Origin of the sequence: Amycolatopsis silviterrae, from assembly GCF_042684085.1 — a bacterium.
Classification (GTDB): domain Bacteria; phylum Actinomycetota; class Actinomycetes; order Mycobacteriales; family Pseudonocardiaceae; genus Amycolatopsis; species Amycolatopsis silviterrae.
Genome location: NZ_JBHUKS010000027.1, coordinates 445,867 through 459,404, shown reverse-complemented (window position 1 = coordinate 459,404; position 13,538 = coordinate 445,867). Strand labels below are relative to the sequence as shown.

Below are 13,538 nucleotides of genomic sequence, written 5' to 3'. Positions count from 1 at the left end.
GAGTTCGCCCGTCGTCCCCTCAGCCGGACCTGACGAGTCTCGCCCGGCGCCTGCCGCGGCGTCCAAGGCCAATCCGTGCGATCCGGTATAGCCGTTTGCTCTGGCGCCGGGGTTACGCTGGATCTTGCCGCCAGTCCATGCCGACGAAAGGCTTTCGATGCCCGACCAGGGTGAGTTCAAGCGCGACACGAACTACATCTCCGACCGGATCACCGCCGACGGCCGGGACGGCTGGCCGGTGGAGCCGGGCCGCTACCGCCTGGTGATCGCGCGCGCGTGCCCGTGGGCGAACCGCGCGTCGATCGTGCGCCGGCTGCTGGGTCTCGAAGAGGTGCTGTCGATGGGCCTGTGCGGCCCGACGCACGACGAGCGCAGCTGGACCTTCGATCTCGATCCCGGCGGCCGCGATCCGGTGCTCGGCATCGAACGGCTGCAGGAGGCGTTTTTCGCGCGGTACCCGGACTATCCGCGCGGGATCACCGTTCCGTCCATTGTGGATGTCCCGAGTGGACAGGTGGTGACCAACGATTTCAAGCAGATCACCGTGGACCTGTCGCTGGAGTGGGGCGCCTACCACCGCGACGGCGCGCCCGAGCTGTACCCGGAGAAGCTGCGCGACGAGATCGAGGACGTCGCGGAGAAGGTGTTCCAGGACGTGAACAACGGGGTGTACAAGGCGGGTTTCGCCACTTCTCAGGAGGCTTACGAGGAGGCGTACCGCGCGTTGTTCGCCCGGCTGGATTGGCTTTCGGAACGCTTGGCCGGTCAGCGGTATCTGGTGGGGGACACGATCACCGAGGCGGACGTGCGGCTGTTCACGACGCTGGTCCGGTTCGACGCGGTGTATCACGGGCATTTCAAGTGCAACCGGGAGAAGCTCGCGGAGATGCCGGTGCTGTGGGCGTACGCGCGGGATCTGTTCCAGACGCCCGGGTTCGGGGACACAATCGATTTCGGGCAGATCAAGGAGCATTACTACGTGGTGCACCGGAATGTGAACCCGACGGGGATTGTGCCGGTGGGGCCGTCGGAGAGCGGGTGGTTGACGCCGCACGGGCGGGAGGAGCTGGGCGGGAGGCCGTTCGGGGACGGGACGCCGCCTGGGCTGCCGCCGGTGGGGGAGCGGGTGCCTGCGCTGGGGTCGTGAGTGGCAATCCCGGTTCTAACCGGGATTAGCACTCACGAGGCAGGCAGTCGCAGGTCGTGCGCCTTGCGGAAGTCGGTCAGCGTTGCCCACGCCAGGTGCGGGTCCAGCGCGAGCCGCCGTCGGGCGACGGCCAGTTCGTGCAGGCTTGGCGTCAGCCGGGCCTGGGTGAGGGCGTCGGTGAACACGTCCAGGACGGTGGCGCAGAAGAGGACGAACGCGCTGCTGTGCAGGCACAGCCGGTTGACCGGGTCGGCCAGGTCCGGAGTCGCGTCTTCGTGCAGTTCCGCGGCCAGTTCGGCGAGTGCGGACGCTTCGCGGGTGTCGGGGATGCGCAGCAGTTTCGGCCACAGTTCGGCCAGTTCTGGCGTTTGAGCGAGTCCGCGGGCCTGCGCGGTGAAGCCGCTCGTTTTCAATCCCAGATCGGTGCAGACCAGGATGGCGGTGACGGTCGACAGGGACGGTTCGTAGTGCTCGATCGTCACGTCCACCATGTCGATCGTGGTGCGGCGCAGGTCGCGGGGCAGGCCGCCGGAGAGGCAGTGGGCCAGGTAGCAGAACTGTTCCGGGACGCCGGGCAGCCGTTGCGCGAGCCACAGCCTGCTTTCGTCGAGGGTGAACGATTCCAGGCGGACTACCTCGGAAAACGCGCTGTCGAACGCGTCGCGCACGGCCAGGCCGCGTTGTTCGAAGCTGAGCACCGCGTCGTCGGACACCGCGACGAAATACAGGCAGCCGGGCACGCCGAAGATGCCCTTGATGTCGTTCACCAGCTGCTGGGCCTTGTCCTGCTCGCCGATCTTGTCCAGCTCGTCGATGGCGACCACGACCCGGTCGGTGATCCCTTCCTCGCGCAGCACCTCGGCGGTCAGCTGGGCGAACGCGCGGAACTCGTCGACCACCTCGGGGTGGGTCAGCTGCTGTTCGGCCCGCTGCGTGGTGCGGGTGCGGCCCAGTTCGCCGCCGGCCGGGACGGCGAGTTTTCCCGACCAGCCGGTGGTGTAGGTCAGCAGGTACTGGATCCGCAGCAGCTGCCGCCGGGCTTCGGCTTGCAGGGCGCGCGGTATCTCTGACGACTTGCGGCGCAGGAGGATCAGCAGTGCGCCGGTCGCGGCGGCGAGGAGTTTCCACACCCAGCGGAGGGCGAGGACGGCGACGGCGGCCAGTGCGATCCGGTTGCCGACCGGCTGGTTTGTCCATAGTGGACCGAGGAGGTCCGGGAACTGTACCTTGGCGAGGGTTTGCCAGAGTTCGACGGGGAACTGGGTGAATTTCCCGTTCCACAGCACGCCGCCGATCGCCCAGCCGAGTGCGGCCGAGAGGACGAGGTCGGTCAGCCCACGCAGGGCCTGGTGGGTCCGCCATCGCCAGCTCGTGCCCGGTCCCAGCACTTGCCCGATCCGTTCGAGTACGGCTTGGCACAGCAGTTTGTGCAGGTGCAGCACGAAATCCCGGGCGTCGTAGGTGGCTGGCGCGGAGGCGACCACCACCAGCGGTGCCGGGTTTTCGCTGCCGTGCAGCAGACCGCGTTGCATGGAACGGATCGCGGTGGTTTTGCCCGACCCGCGTTGCCCGCCGAGCGCGACCGCGCCGGAGCCCGCGCGTTCGAGGACGCGCCGGATCCGTTTCGCCGCCGCGGTCGGGACGATCCGGCTGCTGTCCTCCTCGCCGAGGTCGTACTGCTGCTCGAAAACCAGTGTCGTGCCGAAATGCAGCTGCCGGTGCGCGGAAATGACGTCGCGGACCTCGGGCAGGATGATCTCGCGCGCGGCGAAGGACCGGCGCGGGCCAAGGCCGAATTGCTCCTCGTGGAACTGCATGGAGTCCGGGTTGATCCACTCGCGCAGGGCGGTGACTTTGCGGACCGCGAGCGCGCCGGTGGCGAACAGGACGCACGGCACCATCAGGCCGGCGAAGATCCGGAGGAACACCGGGAGCGGGTCCCACGCGGCGGTCATCAGGCTGAGATAGGCGAGCCCGAGCAGCACCGCGACGAGCAGCCAGAGCACCTCGCGTGCCGACACCGCCCGGTTTCGCGGGCGAAAACCGCGGTCGCCCTCGGCCATGACCTGGTCCTGCAGCGTCCGGATCTTCGCGAGCAGCGTCTCGTTCGCGACCAGCTTTTCGCGGACGACTTCGGTGCGCAGCGATTCCCGGGCGAGGAGGCGGATGACCTCGGGGGAGCCGAGCGTTTCGTCGATCAGGGAGGCCAGCGCGGCCTGCGCGGTCCAGGAATCGAAGTCGTCGAGGTCCCGTTCCTCGATCGAGTGCGGGTCGCTCGGCTCACCGGTCACCGGCGGATGATGCCACACGAAGTGTTGCGGCAGGCGGGTTTAGCGCGAAGCGACCTCCAACAGCCGCAGCGCGTCGCGGGAAGCGTCGTCGCGCGGGGTGTAGGCCTCCAGCCGGTGGTCGGGGCTGTCGGGCTGGAGCCAGACCTGGTAGTCGACGTCGATGTCGCCGAGCGTCGGATGGCGCAGGTGCATCGGGCCGCTCGTGCAGTCCGCGACGTCGCCGGCCGCCCACAGCGCGGCGAATTCGGGACTGCCCATGACGAGTTCGCCGATCAGCTCGGCGAGCCGGGCGTCGGTCGGATGCCGGCCGGACGTCAGGCGCAGGTAGCCGATGTGGATGCGCGCGAGGCCGGCCCAGTTGCGGTAGAGGTCGCGGTGCAGCGGGTCGAGGAAGAACATCCGGGGGATCGACGGCCGGGTCTCGGGGAGGTCCGGCGCGGTGTAGTCGAGGTGCTCGGCGAGGAGGAGGTGACCGGTGCGGTTCCAGCCGAGCACGTCGCCGCGCCGGCCGAGGACGATCGCGGGCACGCTGTCGCTCAGCGCGTGCAGCAGGGTCGCGACTTGCGGGTCGAGGGTTTCCGGCTCGGGGCGTACGAGGCGGGAGACGCCGGAGCGTTGCGCGAGGTTGTGCAGGTGGCGCGACTCGGCGTCGTCGAGGCTGAGTACCCGCGCCAGCGCGTCGAGCACCTGCGGCGACGCGGTGCCGGACTGGTCCTGCTCCAGTCGCGTGTAGTAGCCGACGCTGACGCCCGCGAGCTGGGCCAGTTCCTCCCGGCGCAGACCGGGAACCCGGCGGAGCGTGCCGTAGGTCCGGAGCCCGGCGGCGTCCGGGGTCACGCGGTCGCGGCGGGTTTTGAGGAATCCGCCGAGGGTTTCGGTCCGCATGGTCTCGATCGTAAGCGCCCGCGGGAGGCGGTGCCTGCACCTGCGAGGGGTACTCATCGCCGGTGCTGGTTGCGGAGGGCCGGGGTTCCGAGGATCGGGGGCATGACTGAAAACCGCCGTGCCTCGCTCGGGCTGCTCGTGGTGCTCGGACCGGTCCTGCTGGTCTCGATGGACGGCTCGATCCTGTTCCTGACCATGCCGACCATCACCCGCGCCCTGGCCCCGACCGCCGACCAAGCCCTCTGGATCCTCGACAGCTACGGCTTCGCGGTCGGTTCTCTGCTCATCGCGTTCGGCAGCCTCGGCGACCGGTACGGGCGGCTGAAGCTGCTGATGATCGGTGCCGCGGTGTTCGGGGCGGGCTCGGCCGGGGCCGCGTTCGCGCCGTCGCCGGAGTGGCTGATCGGCTGTCGCGTGCTCATGGGGCTCGGCGGCGCGACCCTGTTGCCGTCGGGGCTCGCGGTGCTCAGCGAGCTGTTCCCGGAGCCGCGGCACCGGTCCCGGGCGATCGGCATTTTCGCCGCGACGTTCGCCGCCGGGTTCGCGATCGGCCCGATCCTCGGCGGGGTGCTGCTGAGCCGGTTCGGCTGGGGGTCGGTGTTTCTGGTCAATCTGCCGGTCGTCGCGGTCTTCCTCGCTGCCGCACCCTTCGTGCTCCGGGAGGTCAAGACGGCGCGGCCGGGCAAGGTCGACGTGCTCAGCATTGTGTTGTCCGCCGGGGGTTTGCTGCTGGCGGTCTACGCGGTCAAGCACCTTGCCGCCTACGGCCTGTCTTGGCCGACGGTGCTCGCCGGGCTGGTCGGCGCAGGCGTGCTGACGCGGTTTGTGCTGCGGCAGCGGAAGCTGGCGTATCCGCTTCTCGACGTGACTTTGTTCCGGGAGAAGGTGTTCACCGTCGCGGTGCTCACCGGGGTGCTGTCGCTGTTCGCGTGGTCGGCGGCGGCGTACTTGACCGGGATCTATCTGCAGTCCGTGCTCGGGTGGTCTGTGCTCGCCGCCGCTCTGCTCGCGCTTCCGGGCGCTGCCGCGCTGACCGTGATGTGCGTCCTCACCCCGGCGTTCGCCCTGCGGATCGGGAGCCGGGCGACACTGGTGACCTGCCATTTCGCGATGGCGCTCGGCCTGGCGCTGCTGCTGGCGACCACGGCGACCGGCGGAGTGGGCTGGTTCGTGGCCTCGACGGTAGTCGCCGGTGTGGGGTATGGGATCTCGTTCTCGCTCGTCGCGGACACTGCGGTCGGCGCGGTGCCGGCCGAGCGCGCGGGCTCGGCGGGGGCGATCGCGGAGACCTCGAACGAGATCGGCAACGCGCTGGGGATCGCGGTGCTGGGTTCGGTGGCGGCGTTCGTCGTGCGGATGGACGGGACGGTGGTGGCGGGGTTGCACGTGGCGATGGGGGTCGCGGCGGTGTTGTGTGCGGGGCTGGGGGTGGTGGCGTTGCGGTGGCTGCCGGGTCAGGTGAGGACGTCGTAGGCGAGGGCGATGGGGTCGTCGACCGTGCCGGACGGTTCGGCTTGGACCGCGGCTTCGGCGGCGGTCGCGTCGGGAAGGGCCAGGTCGGGGCCGCCGCGGAGGGTGCGGGCGGCGGACAGCAGGTCGGCGGCGGCGACCGGGCGGTCGAGGCGCAGGGCGTGGTCGGCGACGCCCACCAGGACTGTCGCCAGGTACGTCGCCTCGCCCGATTCCGCGGCCATGGCCAGCGCTTTCCGACGGCGGTCTCGCGCGGACGGCAGGTCGCCCGCTTGGGCGTCGAGGTAGGCGTGCGAATGCTGGATCATCGCGCGGAACAACGGATGCGGCGGCACCTCGCTCAGCAACGCTTCGGCGCGGTTCAGTTCCAGCCGTGCTTCCGCCAGGTCACCGCGCCAGCGCGCGAGGTCGGCCTTGGTCTGCGCCAAAAACGCGAGGGAATCCGGGACCGAGACAGTCCGCGCGTCGCGTTCTGCTGCGGCTATCGCGGCCGTCGCGGCTGATTCGTCGCCGAGTTGCCAGAACAGGTGCGCTTGCCGTCCGCGGGCGAAGAGAACGTCTTCCGCCGAACCGATTTCCGAGACCACCCGGATCGATTCTTCGTAGCACGAAACGGCTTCTTCCAGTTCGCCGCGACGGCCGAGTACCTCGGCGAGGCTGTTCAGCGCGAGCGACATACCCCAGCGTTCCCCGCTCTGCCGGAACAGCCGGACCGCCTCGCGCACGTCGGCTTCCTGTGCGGCCGCGTCGTGCCAGACGTTCAGCAGCACGCGCGACCGGCGCAGCAGCGTCTGAGCGCGCAGCCACGGGTCCTCTTCGGACAGAAGTTCGTCCAAAGCGGACATGAGCACCCCGTTGTCGCCGGTCTGCGCGTACACCGGGACGAGGAACCGCAGCAAGGAATTCTTGCTGTCCCGGCTCAGTTCGAGCGCCTTGCGTCCCAGGGCGTCGGCGGATGTTTCGTCGGTCATCCCCACGGTCAGCAGCAGCGCGGCCATCGCGTACCCCATTGCGCGCAGTTCGCGGTCGACCTCGCCGGGCAACGCCAGCGCGGCCTCGATCAGTTCCTGTGCCTCGGTTTTGTGCGCGGTGAGCATCCAGAACCACGCGCACGACGTCGCCAGCCGCAGTGACGTCGTGGCCTCGCCGGCGGCGATCGCACCGCGCACGGCGGAGATCAGATTGCCGTGCTCGGCGGCGAATCGGGCCAGCCATTCGATTTGCTCGGCGCGGCGCAGGTATTTGTCGCCGGTTTCGGCGAAGGAGGCGAACCACTCGGCGTGCGCTTGACGCAGTTCCTCGCGTTCGTCGGCCACGGCGAGCTGTTCCAGCCCGTACGCCTTGATCGTTTCGAGCATCCGATAGCGCGGCTCGGCGTCCTCGGACACCGTCAGCAGTGATTTGTCGACTAACGCGCTGAGCGGCTCAGCAGTACCGCCGCAGACCGCTTCCGCGGCGTCCGCGGTCGCGCCGCCGGAGAACACCGACAACCGGCGCAGCAGCTGCCGTTCGTCCGGCTCCAGCAGATCCCAGCTCCAGTCGACCACCGCGCGCAGCGTGCGATGCCTCGGCAGCGCGGTCCGGCTGCCCGCGGTGAGCAGCCGGAACCGGTCGTCGAGCCGGGACGCCAGCTGCGGCACGGTCAGCGACCGCAGCCGGGCCGCGGCAAGCTCGACCGCGAGCGGCATTCCGTCGAGCGCCCGGCAGATCCGCACCACATCGTCCACAGTGGACTCGTCAACGGTGAAGCCGGGACGCACCGCAGCGGCTCGATCGGCCAGCAGCCGTACCGAAGCACACGACAGCGCTTCGACGGGCGTCGCGCCTTCCGCGGGCAGTGTCAACGGCTCGACCGGCCAGAGTGCTTCGCCGGTCAACGCCAACGGTTCGCGGCTCGTCGCGAGAACGCGCAGCCGGGGGCATTCGCCGAGCAGGTATTCGGCCAGTTCCGCGGCGGCTTCGATGACGTGCTCGCAGTTGTCGAGCACCAGCACCGCGTCCCGGTCGCGTAACGCGCGCACCGCCCGCTCGCGCGGAGTGCCGCTGCTCAGCGAACCGGTGTACACCTGCTCACGCAGGCCCAACGCGTCGAGCACGGCCTGCGGGACGTCCGCGCCGTCGGTGATCGGGGCCAGTTCGGCGAACCACACGCCGCCGCCTTCGGTGAGCAGCTGCCGTCCGGTTTCCGTAGCCAGCCGGGTCTTTCCGGCACCGCCGGGCCCGGTGAGCGTGGTGAGCCGGTACTCGCCGACCAGCTTGGCCACGCACGCGACCTCGGCGTTCCGGCCGACGAAACTGGTCAGCCCGGCACGGAGGTTCGTGCGGGCTTCGTCTCGGTCCGGCACGGTTTCGCGGAGGATCTTGGCGTGCGCGGCGGACAGTTCGCGCGCTGGATCCGCGCCGAGTTCGTCGGCGAGCGCCATCCGGATCCGGGCGAACACCTGCAGGGCTTCGGCGGGCCGCCCAGCGGCCTGCAGCGAGAGCATCAACGCCGCGGCGAGCCGTTCGCGCAGCGGGTGTTCGGCCAGCAGCCTCGACAGTTCCCCGACGAGATCCGCACCGTGCCCCAGCCGGAGCACGGCTTCGGCGTACTCCTCGGTGGCGGAAAGCCGCAGCTCGTCCAGCCGCGCGATGGGGCCTTGGAAGAACTGCGCGTCGGAGACGTCGCCCAGCGCCGGGCCGCGCCACAGGCTGAGTGCCTCGCGCAGCAGTACGACGCGCTTCTCGTCGGGTGCCGTCCTGGCCACGGTGACCAGTTCCTCGAACCGGGCCGCGTCCACGGTCGCCTCGGGCAGCCGGTAGCCGGACGGGGTGGAGTCGAGCCGCGCACCGGCCCGGCGCAGCCGTGAGACGAGCGCCTGCAACGCATTGGCCGTGGCCGGCGGGCTCGTCCCCCAGACGGCGTCGACCAGCCGCCCGGCCGAGACCACCCGGCCGGGCTCCAGCGCGAGGGCGCTCAGCAGCGTCCGCAATCGGGCGCCCGTGATCTCGACTGCGGCACCGTCGTCGTTCCGGACCTCAAGCGGGCCCAGCAAGCCGATCCGCACTGGTCGATGATGCCGTGCCGGCGGGCGCCCCGGCCTCCGGGATGTCCCGGATATCCGGGCAGAAAAATGGAGTCGACACCAAATTTAGAGTCTGCTTCACTGAACGACGTGGGACTTCGGGAACGGAAGAAGCAGGAGACAGTGCGGCGCATCGCGGAAACCGCGCTGCGGCTGTTCGTCGAGCGCGGATTCGACGCGGTGACGATCGCCGAGGTGGCGGAGGCCGCCGACGTCGCGGTCAACACGGTCTACAACCACTTCCGCGTCAAGGAAGACCTGGTGCTGCCGCCGTCCGAGGCCTCCGCGGATCGGCTGGCCGGGATCGTGCGGGCGCGGGGCCTGGGGGTCTCCGCGGCGCGCGCGGTGCTGGACCAGTTGCGTGAGGAGATCCGGCAGCGGGCGCGGACGATCGGGCTCAGCCCGGGGTTCGGCCGCGTGCTGCCGATGATGCTGGCCGCGCCCACGCTCTCGGCCCGGCTGCGAGACCTCGGCGAGCAGATGGTCACCGAACTCGCCGCCCTGCTGGCCGGGGAAACCGGTGCGGCGCAGGGGGATCCGGTGCCCGGGCTGGTCGCGGCGCAGATCGGCTGGGCGCACAGCCTGCTGTACGGCGAGATCGGCAAACGCACCGTCGCCGGCGAGCGGCCGGACGACATCGCGGAGGCGGCCTTGACGCTCCTCGACGCGGTGGAAGGCCTGCTCAGCGAACGAGTACTGACCTATGCGACCCGAAAGGACACCTGACATGGACGCGTTCCGCGTGATCATCCGCGGCAAGTTCGACGCCCTCGACGAGAATGCCCGCGCGGCGCTGGCGAGCAAGACCGACGTCGCGTTCACCGAGGAAGGCACGTTCAGCTACGACGTCAACGCGACGGCGTTCACCTTCCGCTGCCAGGTGCCGGCCGGCCCGGACGACGACGAACGCGCGGCCAAGGACGGCGCGACTGCCGCGCTGGCCGAACACGGCCTGCCGTACCGGGACCTGAACTACGCGGTCACCGACCTGCGGGCGATCAAGATCCGGCGGAAGAAGCGCCAGTGACCTCCGCTAGCGCGGTCGCGGCGCGCCAGCAATCGTGGAAGGTCGAGTACATCGGCACGGGGGCCAGCCGGATCACGTCGGGACGGCGGGCGTCCGCGATGACGCCGTGCCGGGTTCGCAGTGCGCTGCTGACCGCGTCGGCGTCCAACCCGTGCAGCCGCACGGAAAGCTGCGCTCCCCGGCGGTCCGGGTCGCGGGGCGTGAGCACCTCGATCGGACGGCCGGCGCAGGTCTCGTCGAGCAGCGCTTCGAGGTAGCCGGTCAGCCGGATGCTCTTGGCGCGCAAGGCGTCCATGCCCACGGCAGCGAACATTTCCAGCGAGGCTCGCACCGGCGCCATGGCGAGGATCGGCGGGTTCGACAGCTGCCAGGAGTCGGCGGTGTCGACCGGGCTGACGGTCGGGTGCATCCGGAACCGGACGGCCGGGTCGGTGCTCCACCAGCCCGCCAGCTTCGGGCGCGAACGGTCCGCGAGATGCCGTTCGTGCACGAAGGCGCCGGCGATCGCGCCCGGCCCGCTGTTGAGGTACTTGTAGGTGCACCAGGCAGCCCAGTCGACGCCCCAGTCGTGCAGTCGCAGCGGCACATTGCCCGCCGCGTGCGCGAGGTCCCAGCCCACGATCGCCCCGGCCGCGTGCCCGGCGCGGGTGATCGCCGGGATGTCGAGCAGTTCGCCGCTGTAGTAATTGACGCCGCCCAGCAGGACGAGCGCGACTCGGTGCCCGTGCTCGGCGAGCCAGCTGGCGACGTCCTCGCTGCGCAACGTCGATTCCCCGGGACGCGGCGAAAGCCGGATGACCGCTTCGTCCGGGTCGTACCCGTGGAACGCGACCTGGCTGCGGACCGCGTAGCTGTCGGAGGGGAATGCGGTGTCCTCGATGAGGATCGCGTGCCGCTCTGCGGTCGGCCGGTAGAAGCTGACCATCATCAGGTGCAGGTTGACCGTCAGCGAGTTCATCATCACGACCTCGGCCGGGCGTGCGCCGACGAGCCGAGCCGCCGGATCGCGCAGCAGTTCGTGGTAGGAGACCCACGGGTGCTGGGCCTCGCTGTGCCCTTCGACGCCGAGCCGGGCCCAGTCGGCGAGTTCCGTGTCGAGCGCGGCGCGGGTCGCGATCGGCTGCAGGCCAAGGGAGTTCCCGGCGAAGTAGGCCGTCTCGCCGCCGTTCGCGGGCGGGAGGTGGAACTGCGCCCGCGACGTCGGCAACGGGTCCTTGGCGTCGAGATCGCGGGCGGCTGCCTCGCTGAGGGCCGTCATGGGAACTCCCAGATCGTCGGAGGAAGCAGGGCACCTCATCGTTCTTGCCGGGCGACATGCCCGTCCAATGCCTGATTCGCTCGTTCCCATGCCCGCCCGGCTATCCCGGGGTATTCCCGGACGGCTATGCCTCGGCGGGCATTCGGCATTTCCGAACCTTCGCGGATTGGGTCACGCTGTGCCGACCGACAAGCCGATCGACAACGGCCAGGAGGCAGTGCTTATGACGCCGACCGAACCTCAGCCCGCGAACCTCAAGCGAAGCATCTCCCTGTTCCAAGCCGTCGGAGTCTCGTTCCACCAAGTCGTCGGCGGCGGGGTCGTCGCGTTGATGGGCACCGCGATCGCGCTGACCGGGGCAGGCGCGCCGATCGCCTTCGCGGCCGCGGCGCTCGCGGTGATCGTCTATTCGCTGCCGATCGCGTCGCTCGGCAGCGCGATGCCGGTGACCGGCGGCCGCTACACCTACGCCGCGCGGCTGATCTCCCCGGCGGCCGGATTCGCGTCGATGTGGCTGTCCGCGGTGTCGGTCATCCAGCTCAGCCTGATGGCGCTGGCCGGCGCGAATTACGTGAGCGCGCTCGTGCCGGGCGTTCCGGTCCGGCCGCTGGCGATCGCGCTGATCACGGTGTTCTTCCTGACGAACCTGGCCGGCGCGACGTTCTCCAGCCGAGTCGGCATCGTGCTCGCGGCCGTCATGCTCGCCGCCTTCCTGCTGTACGGGATCGCGGGCATCGGACAGGTGCGGTGGAGCGAGTTCGGGAACCTGACCCCGCACGGCGTCAGCGGATTGCTCAACGCGGCGGCCATGCTCACCTTCGCCACTACCGGCGCCTTCCTCATCGCCGACATCGGCGGCGAGATGAAACGCCCCGGCCGCGACATCCCGCTGTCGGTCGTCGGCGGCACGCTCGTCGCGGCGGTGATCTACGTGATCGTGGCGATCCCTTCGGTGGGAGTGCTCGGCGCGGGGGCGTCCGCGGGCAAGCCGATGTCCGACGTCGCCCGGCACATCCTGTCCCCGGGCGGGTTCGCGTTCTTCATCCTCGGCGGGGCGATGGCGTCGGTGATCGGCCACATCAACTCGCTGCTGCTGGCCGCGACGAAACCCGTGCTCGCCGCGACCGGCGACGGCTGGCTGCCCGCCCGGCTCGGCGCGGTGAACCGCAGGTTCGGCACCCCGCACTGGCTGCTGGTGCTGCTCTACCTGATCGGCGTGGTCCCGGTGCTGGCCGGCTTCAGCGTCGCGAACATCGCGGCCATGACGTCGATCGTCACCGGGCCCATGCTCACCTTGATGATCATCGCGTCGTGGCGGTTGCGCCGGCTGCGCCCGGAACTGCACGCGGCGGCCCCGTTCCGGATGCGCCGGGCGACGCAGGTCGTGCTGTCCGTGCTCGGCGTCGCGATCCTCGCCGGGCAGACTTGGCTGCTGCTCAAGCAAATCACCCTGTCCGCGCTGCTCGCGCTGGCCGCCTGGAGCGTGCTGGGTCTCGGCGTATGGCTGGCGCGCCGGTCGCGAACTGCTTCCCTCAACCTCGAAAGCGAGTACGTATGACCACGCAGCTCATCCTCCTCGGCACGGCGGGCGGTCCCGCGCCGAAACGCACCCGGAGCGCTCCGGCGCAGGCGATCGTCGTGGACGGGGCGACGTATGTGCTCGACTGCGGCAACGGAGTGGCCCGGCAGCTGGTGCACGCGGGGATCCTGCTGGACTCGCTGCGCGCGGTCGGCATCACCCATCACCATTCCGACCACAACGCCGACTACGGCAATCTCTACCTGCTGGCCTGGGCCGCCAATCTGGAACGGCGGGTCCCGGCGTTCGGTCCGCCGCCGCTCGCGGACATGACCCGGCATTTCCTGGCGATGAACCGCTTCGACATCGACACCCGGGTCGGCGACGAGGGCCTGCGTCCGCTGGACGAGCTGCTCGATCCACGCGAAATCGCGGCGGACGGCGTGGTTTTCGAGGACGAGCACGTACGGATCACCGCGGCCCGCGTGGACCACCCGCCGATCGTGGACGCCTTCGCCTACCGCGTCGACACCGCGGACCGGTCCATCGTGATTTCCGGCGACACCGCGCCGTGCGAGAACCTCGTCCGGCTCGCGCGCGGTGCGGATGTGCTGGTGCACGAGGTCATGTACGTCCCGGCAGTGGACGAGATGGTGGGCCGGTACAACGGCACGACGCTGCGCGACCACCTGCTCGCGAGCCACACGAGCGTCGAACGGGTCGGGGCGCTCGCCGAGGAAGCAGGCGTCGGGACCCTTGTGCTGTCGCATTTCGTGCCGACCGATGCGGACATTCCGGACGAGGTGTGGGCCAAGCACGCTGCCGAGGGATTCAGCGGCGAGGTCGTCGTCGGCCGGGACCTGTTGCGGCTTTGAG

General features: G+C 70.1%; 10 protein-coding genes. 6 read left to right on the top strand and 4 right to left on the bottom strand.

The genetic code is table 11. The features are described 5' to 3' along the window. The first annotated feature begins 157 nt into the window (after nt 1–157). A complete protein-coding gene (locus ACFSVL_RS35825) occupies nt 158–1,147 on the top strand; it encodes a glutathione S-transferase family protein (RefSeq protein WP_378310796.1) in 990 nt (329 codons plus the stop codon). A gap of 32 nt (nt 1,148–1,179) precedes the next feature. Here ACFSVL_RS35825 and ACFSVL_RS35820 read toward each other — a convergent pair whose 3' ends face one another. Both ACFSVL_RS35820 and ACFSVL_RS35815 read right to left on the bottom strand, forming a co-directional pair. Next, complete coding sequence (locus ACFSVL_RS35820; protein WP_378310795.1) at nt 1,180–3,438, bottom strand: hypothetical protein; 2,259 nt, start codon at nt 3,436–3,438, stop codon at nt 1,180–1,182. Between the two features lie 39 nt (nt 3,439–3,477). Then, nucleotides 3,478–4,323, bottom strand: coding sequence for a helix-turn-helix domain-containing protein (locus ACFSVL_RS35815; RefSeq protein ID WP_378310793.1), 846 nt, complete (start codon nt 4,321–4,323; stop codon nt 3,478–3,480). A gap of 102 nt (nt 4,324–4,425) precedes the next feature. Here ACFSVL_RS35815 and ACFSVL_RS35810 point away from each other — a divergent pair, with 102 nt between their 5' ends. After that, nucleotides 4,426–5,796, top strand: coding sequence for an MFS transporter (locus ACFSVL_RS35810; RefSeq protein ID WP_378310791.1), 1,371 nt, complete (start codon nt 4,426–4,428; stop codon nt 5,794–5,796). On the opposite strand, the gene ACFSVL_RS35805 is transcribed toward ACFSVL_RS35810, so the two are convergent. Continuing rightward, on the bottom strand, nt 5,778–8,840 hold the full coding sequence (locus ACFSVL_RS35805) for a BTAD domain-containing putative transcriptional regulator (protein WP_378310789.1): 3,063 nt from the start codon (nt 8,838–8,840) through the stop codon (nt 5,778–5,780). The two genes, ACFSVL_RS35810 and ACFSVL_RS35805, sit on opposite strands and share 19 nt — an antisense overlap. Nucleotides 8,841–8,948: 108 nt before the next feature. Between ACFSVL_RS35805 and ACFSVL_RS35800 the strand changes: the two genes are divergently transcribed. Both ACFSVL_RS35800 and ACFSVL_RS35795 read left to right on the top strand, forming a co-directional pair. Continuing rightward, nucleotides 8,949–9,584 carry a TetR/AcrR family transcriptional regulator gene (locus tag ACFSVL_RS35800; protein ID WP_378310787.1) on the top strand — a complete coding sequence of 212 codons (636 nt, stop codon included), beginning with the start codon at nt 8,949–8,951 and terminating at the stop codon, nt 9,582–9,584. 1 nt (nt 9,585) lies between these two features. Further along, nucleotides 9,586–9,885, top strand: coding sequence for a DUF6204 family protein (locus ACFSVL_RS35795; protein ID WP_378310786.1), 300 nt, complete (start codon nt 9,586–9,588; stop codon nt 9,883–9,885). Here the strand turns inward: ACFSVL_RS35795 and kynU are convergent. Then, nucleotides 9,857–11,143 carry a kynureninase gene (gene kynU, locus ACFSVL_RS35790; RefSeq protein WP_378310784.1) on the bottom strand — a complete coding sequence of 429 codons (1,287 nt, stop codon included), beginning with the start codon at nt 11,141–11,143 and terminating at the stop codon, nt 9,857–9,859. The two genes, ACFSVL_RS35795 and kynU, sit on opposite strands and share 29 nt — an antisense overlap. Nucleotides 11,144–11,321: 178 nt before the next feature. On the opposite strand from kynU, the gene ACFSVL_RS35785 reads away from it, so the two are divergent. Both ACFSVL_RS35785 and ACFSVL_RS35780 read left to right on the top strand, forming a co-directional pair. Further along, on the top strand, nt 11,322–12,701 hold the full coding sequence (locus ACFSVL_RS35785) for an APC family permease (RefSeq protein WP_378310783.1): 1,380 nt from the start codon (nt 11,322–11,324) through the stop codon (nt 12,699–12,701). Next, on the top strand, nt 12,698–13,537 hold the full coding sequence (locus ACFSVL_RS35780) for an MBL fold metallo-hydrolase (RefSeq protein WP_378310781.1): 840 nt from the start codon (nt 12,698–12,700) through the stop codon (nt 13,535–13,537). The genes ACFSVL_RS35785 and ACFSVL_RS35780 overlap by 4 nt, the downstream gene beginning before the upstream one ends. The last annotated feature ends 1 nt before the right edge of the window (nt 13,538 follow it).

Excerpts from the sequence above, each read along its gene's own strand:
- ACFSVL_RS35825 (WP_378310796.1), top strand. The coding sequence starts at position 158 with ATGCCCGACCAGGGTGAGTTCAAGCGCGACACGAACTACATCTCCGAC.
- ACFSVL_RS35815 (WP_378310793.1), bottom strand. The coding sequence starts at position 4,323 with ATGCGGACCGAAACCCTCGGCGGATTCCTCAAAACCCGCCGCGACCGC.
- ACFSVL_RS35810 (WP_378310791.1), top strand. The coding sequence starts at position 4,426 with ATGACTGAAAACCGCCGTGCCTCGCTCGGGCTGCTCGTGGTGCTCGGA.
- ACFSVL_RS35795 (WP_378310786.1), top strand. The coding sequence starts at position 9,586 with ATGGACGCGTTCCGCGTGATCATCCGCGGCAAGTTCGACGCCCTCGAC.
- kynU (WP_378310784.1), bottom strand. The coding sequence starts at position 11,143 with ATGACGGCCCTCAGCGAGGCAGCCGCCCGCGATCTCGACGCCAAGGAC.
- ACFSVL_RS35780 (WP_378310781.1), top strand. The coding sequence starts at position 12,698 with ATGACCACGCAGCTCATCCTCCTCGGCACGGCGGGCGGTCCCGCGCCG.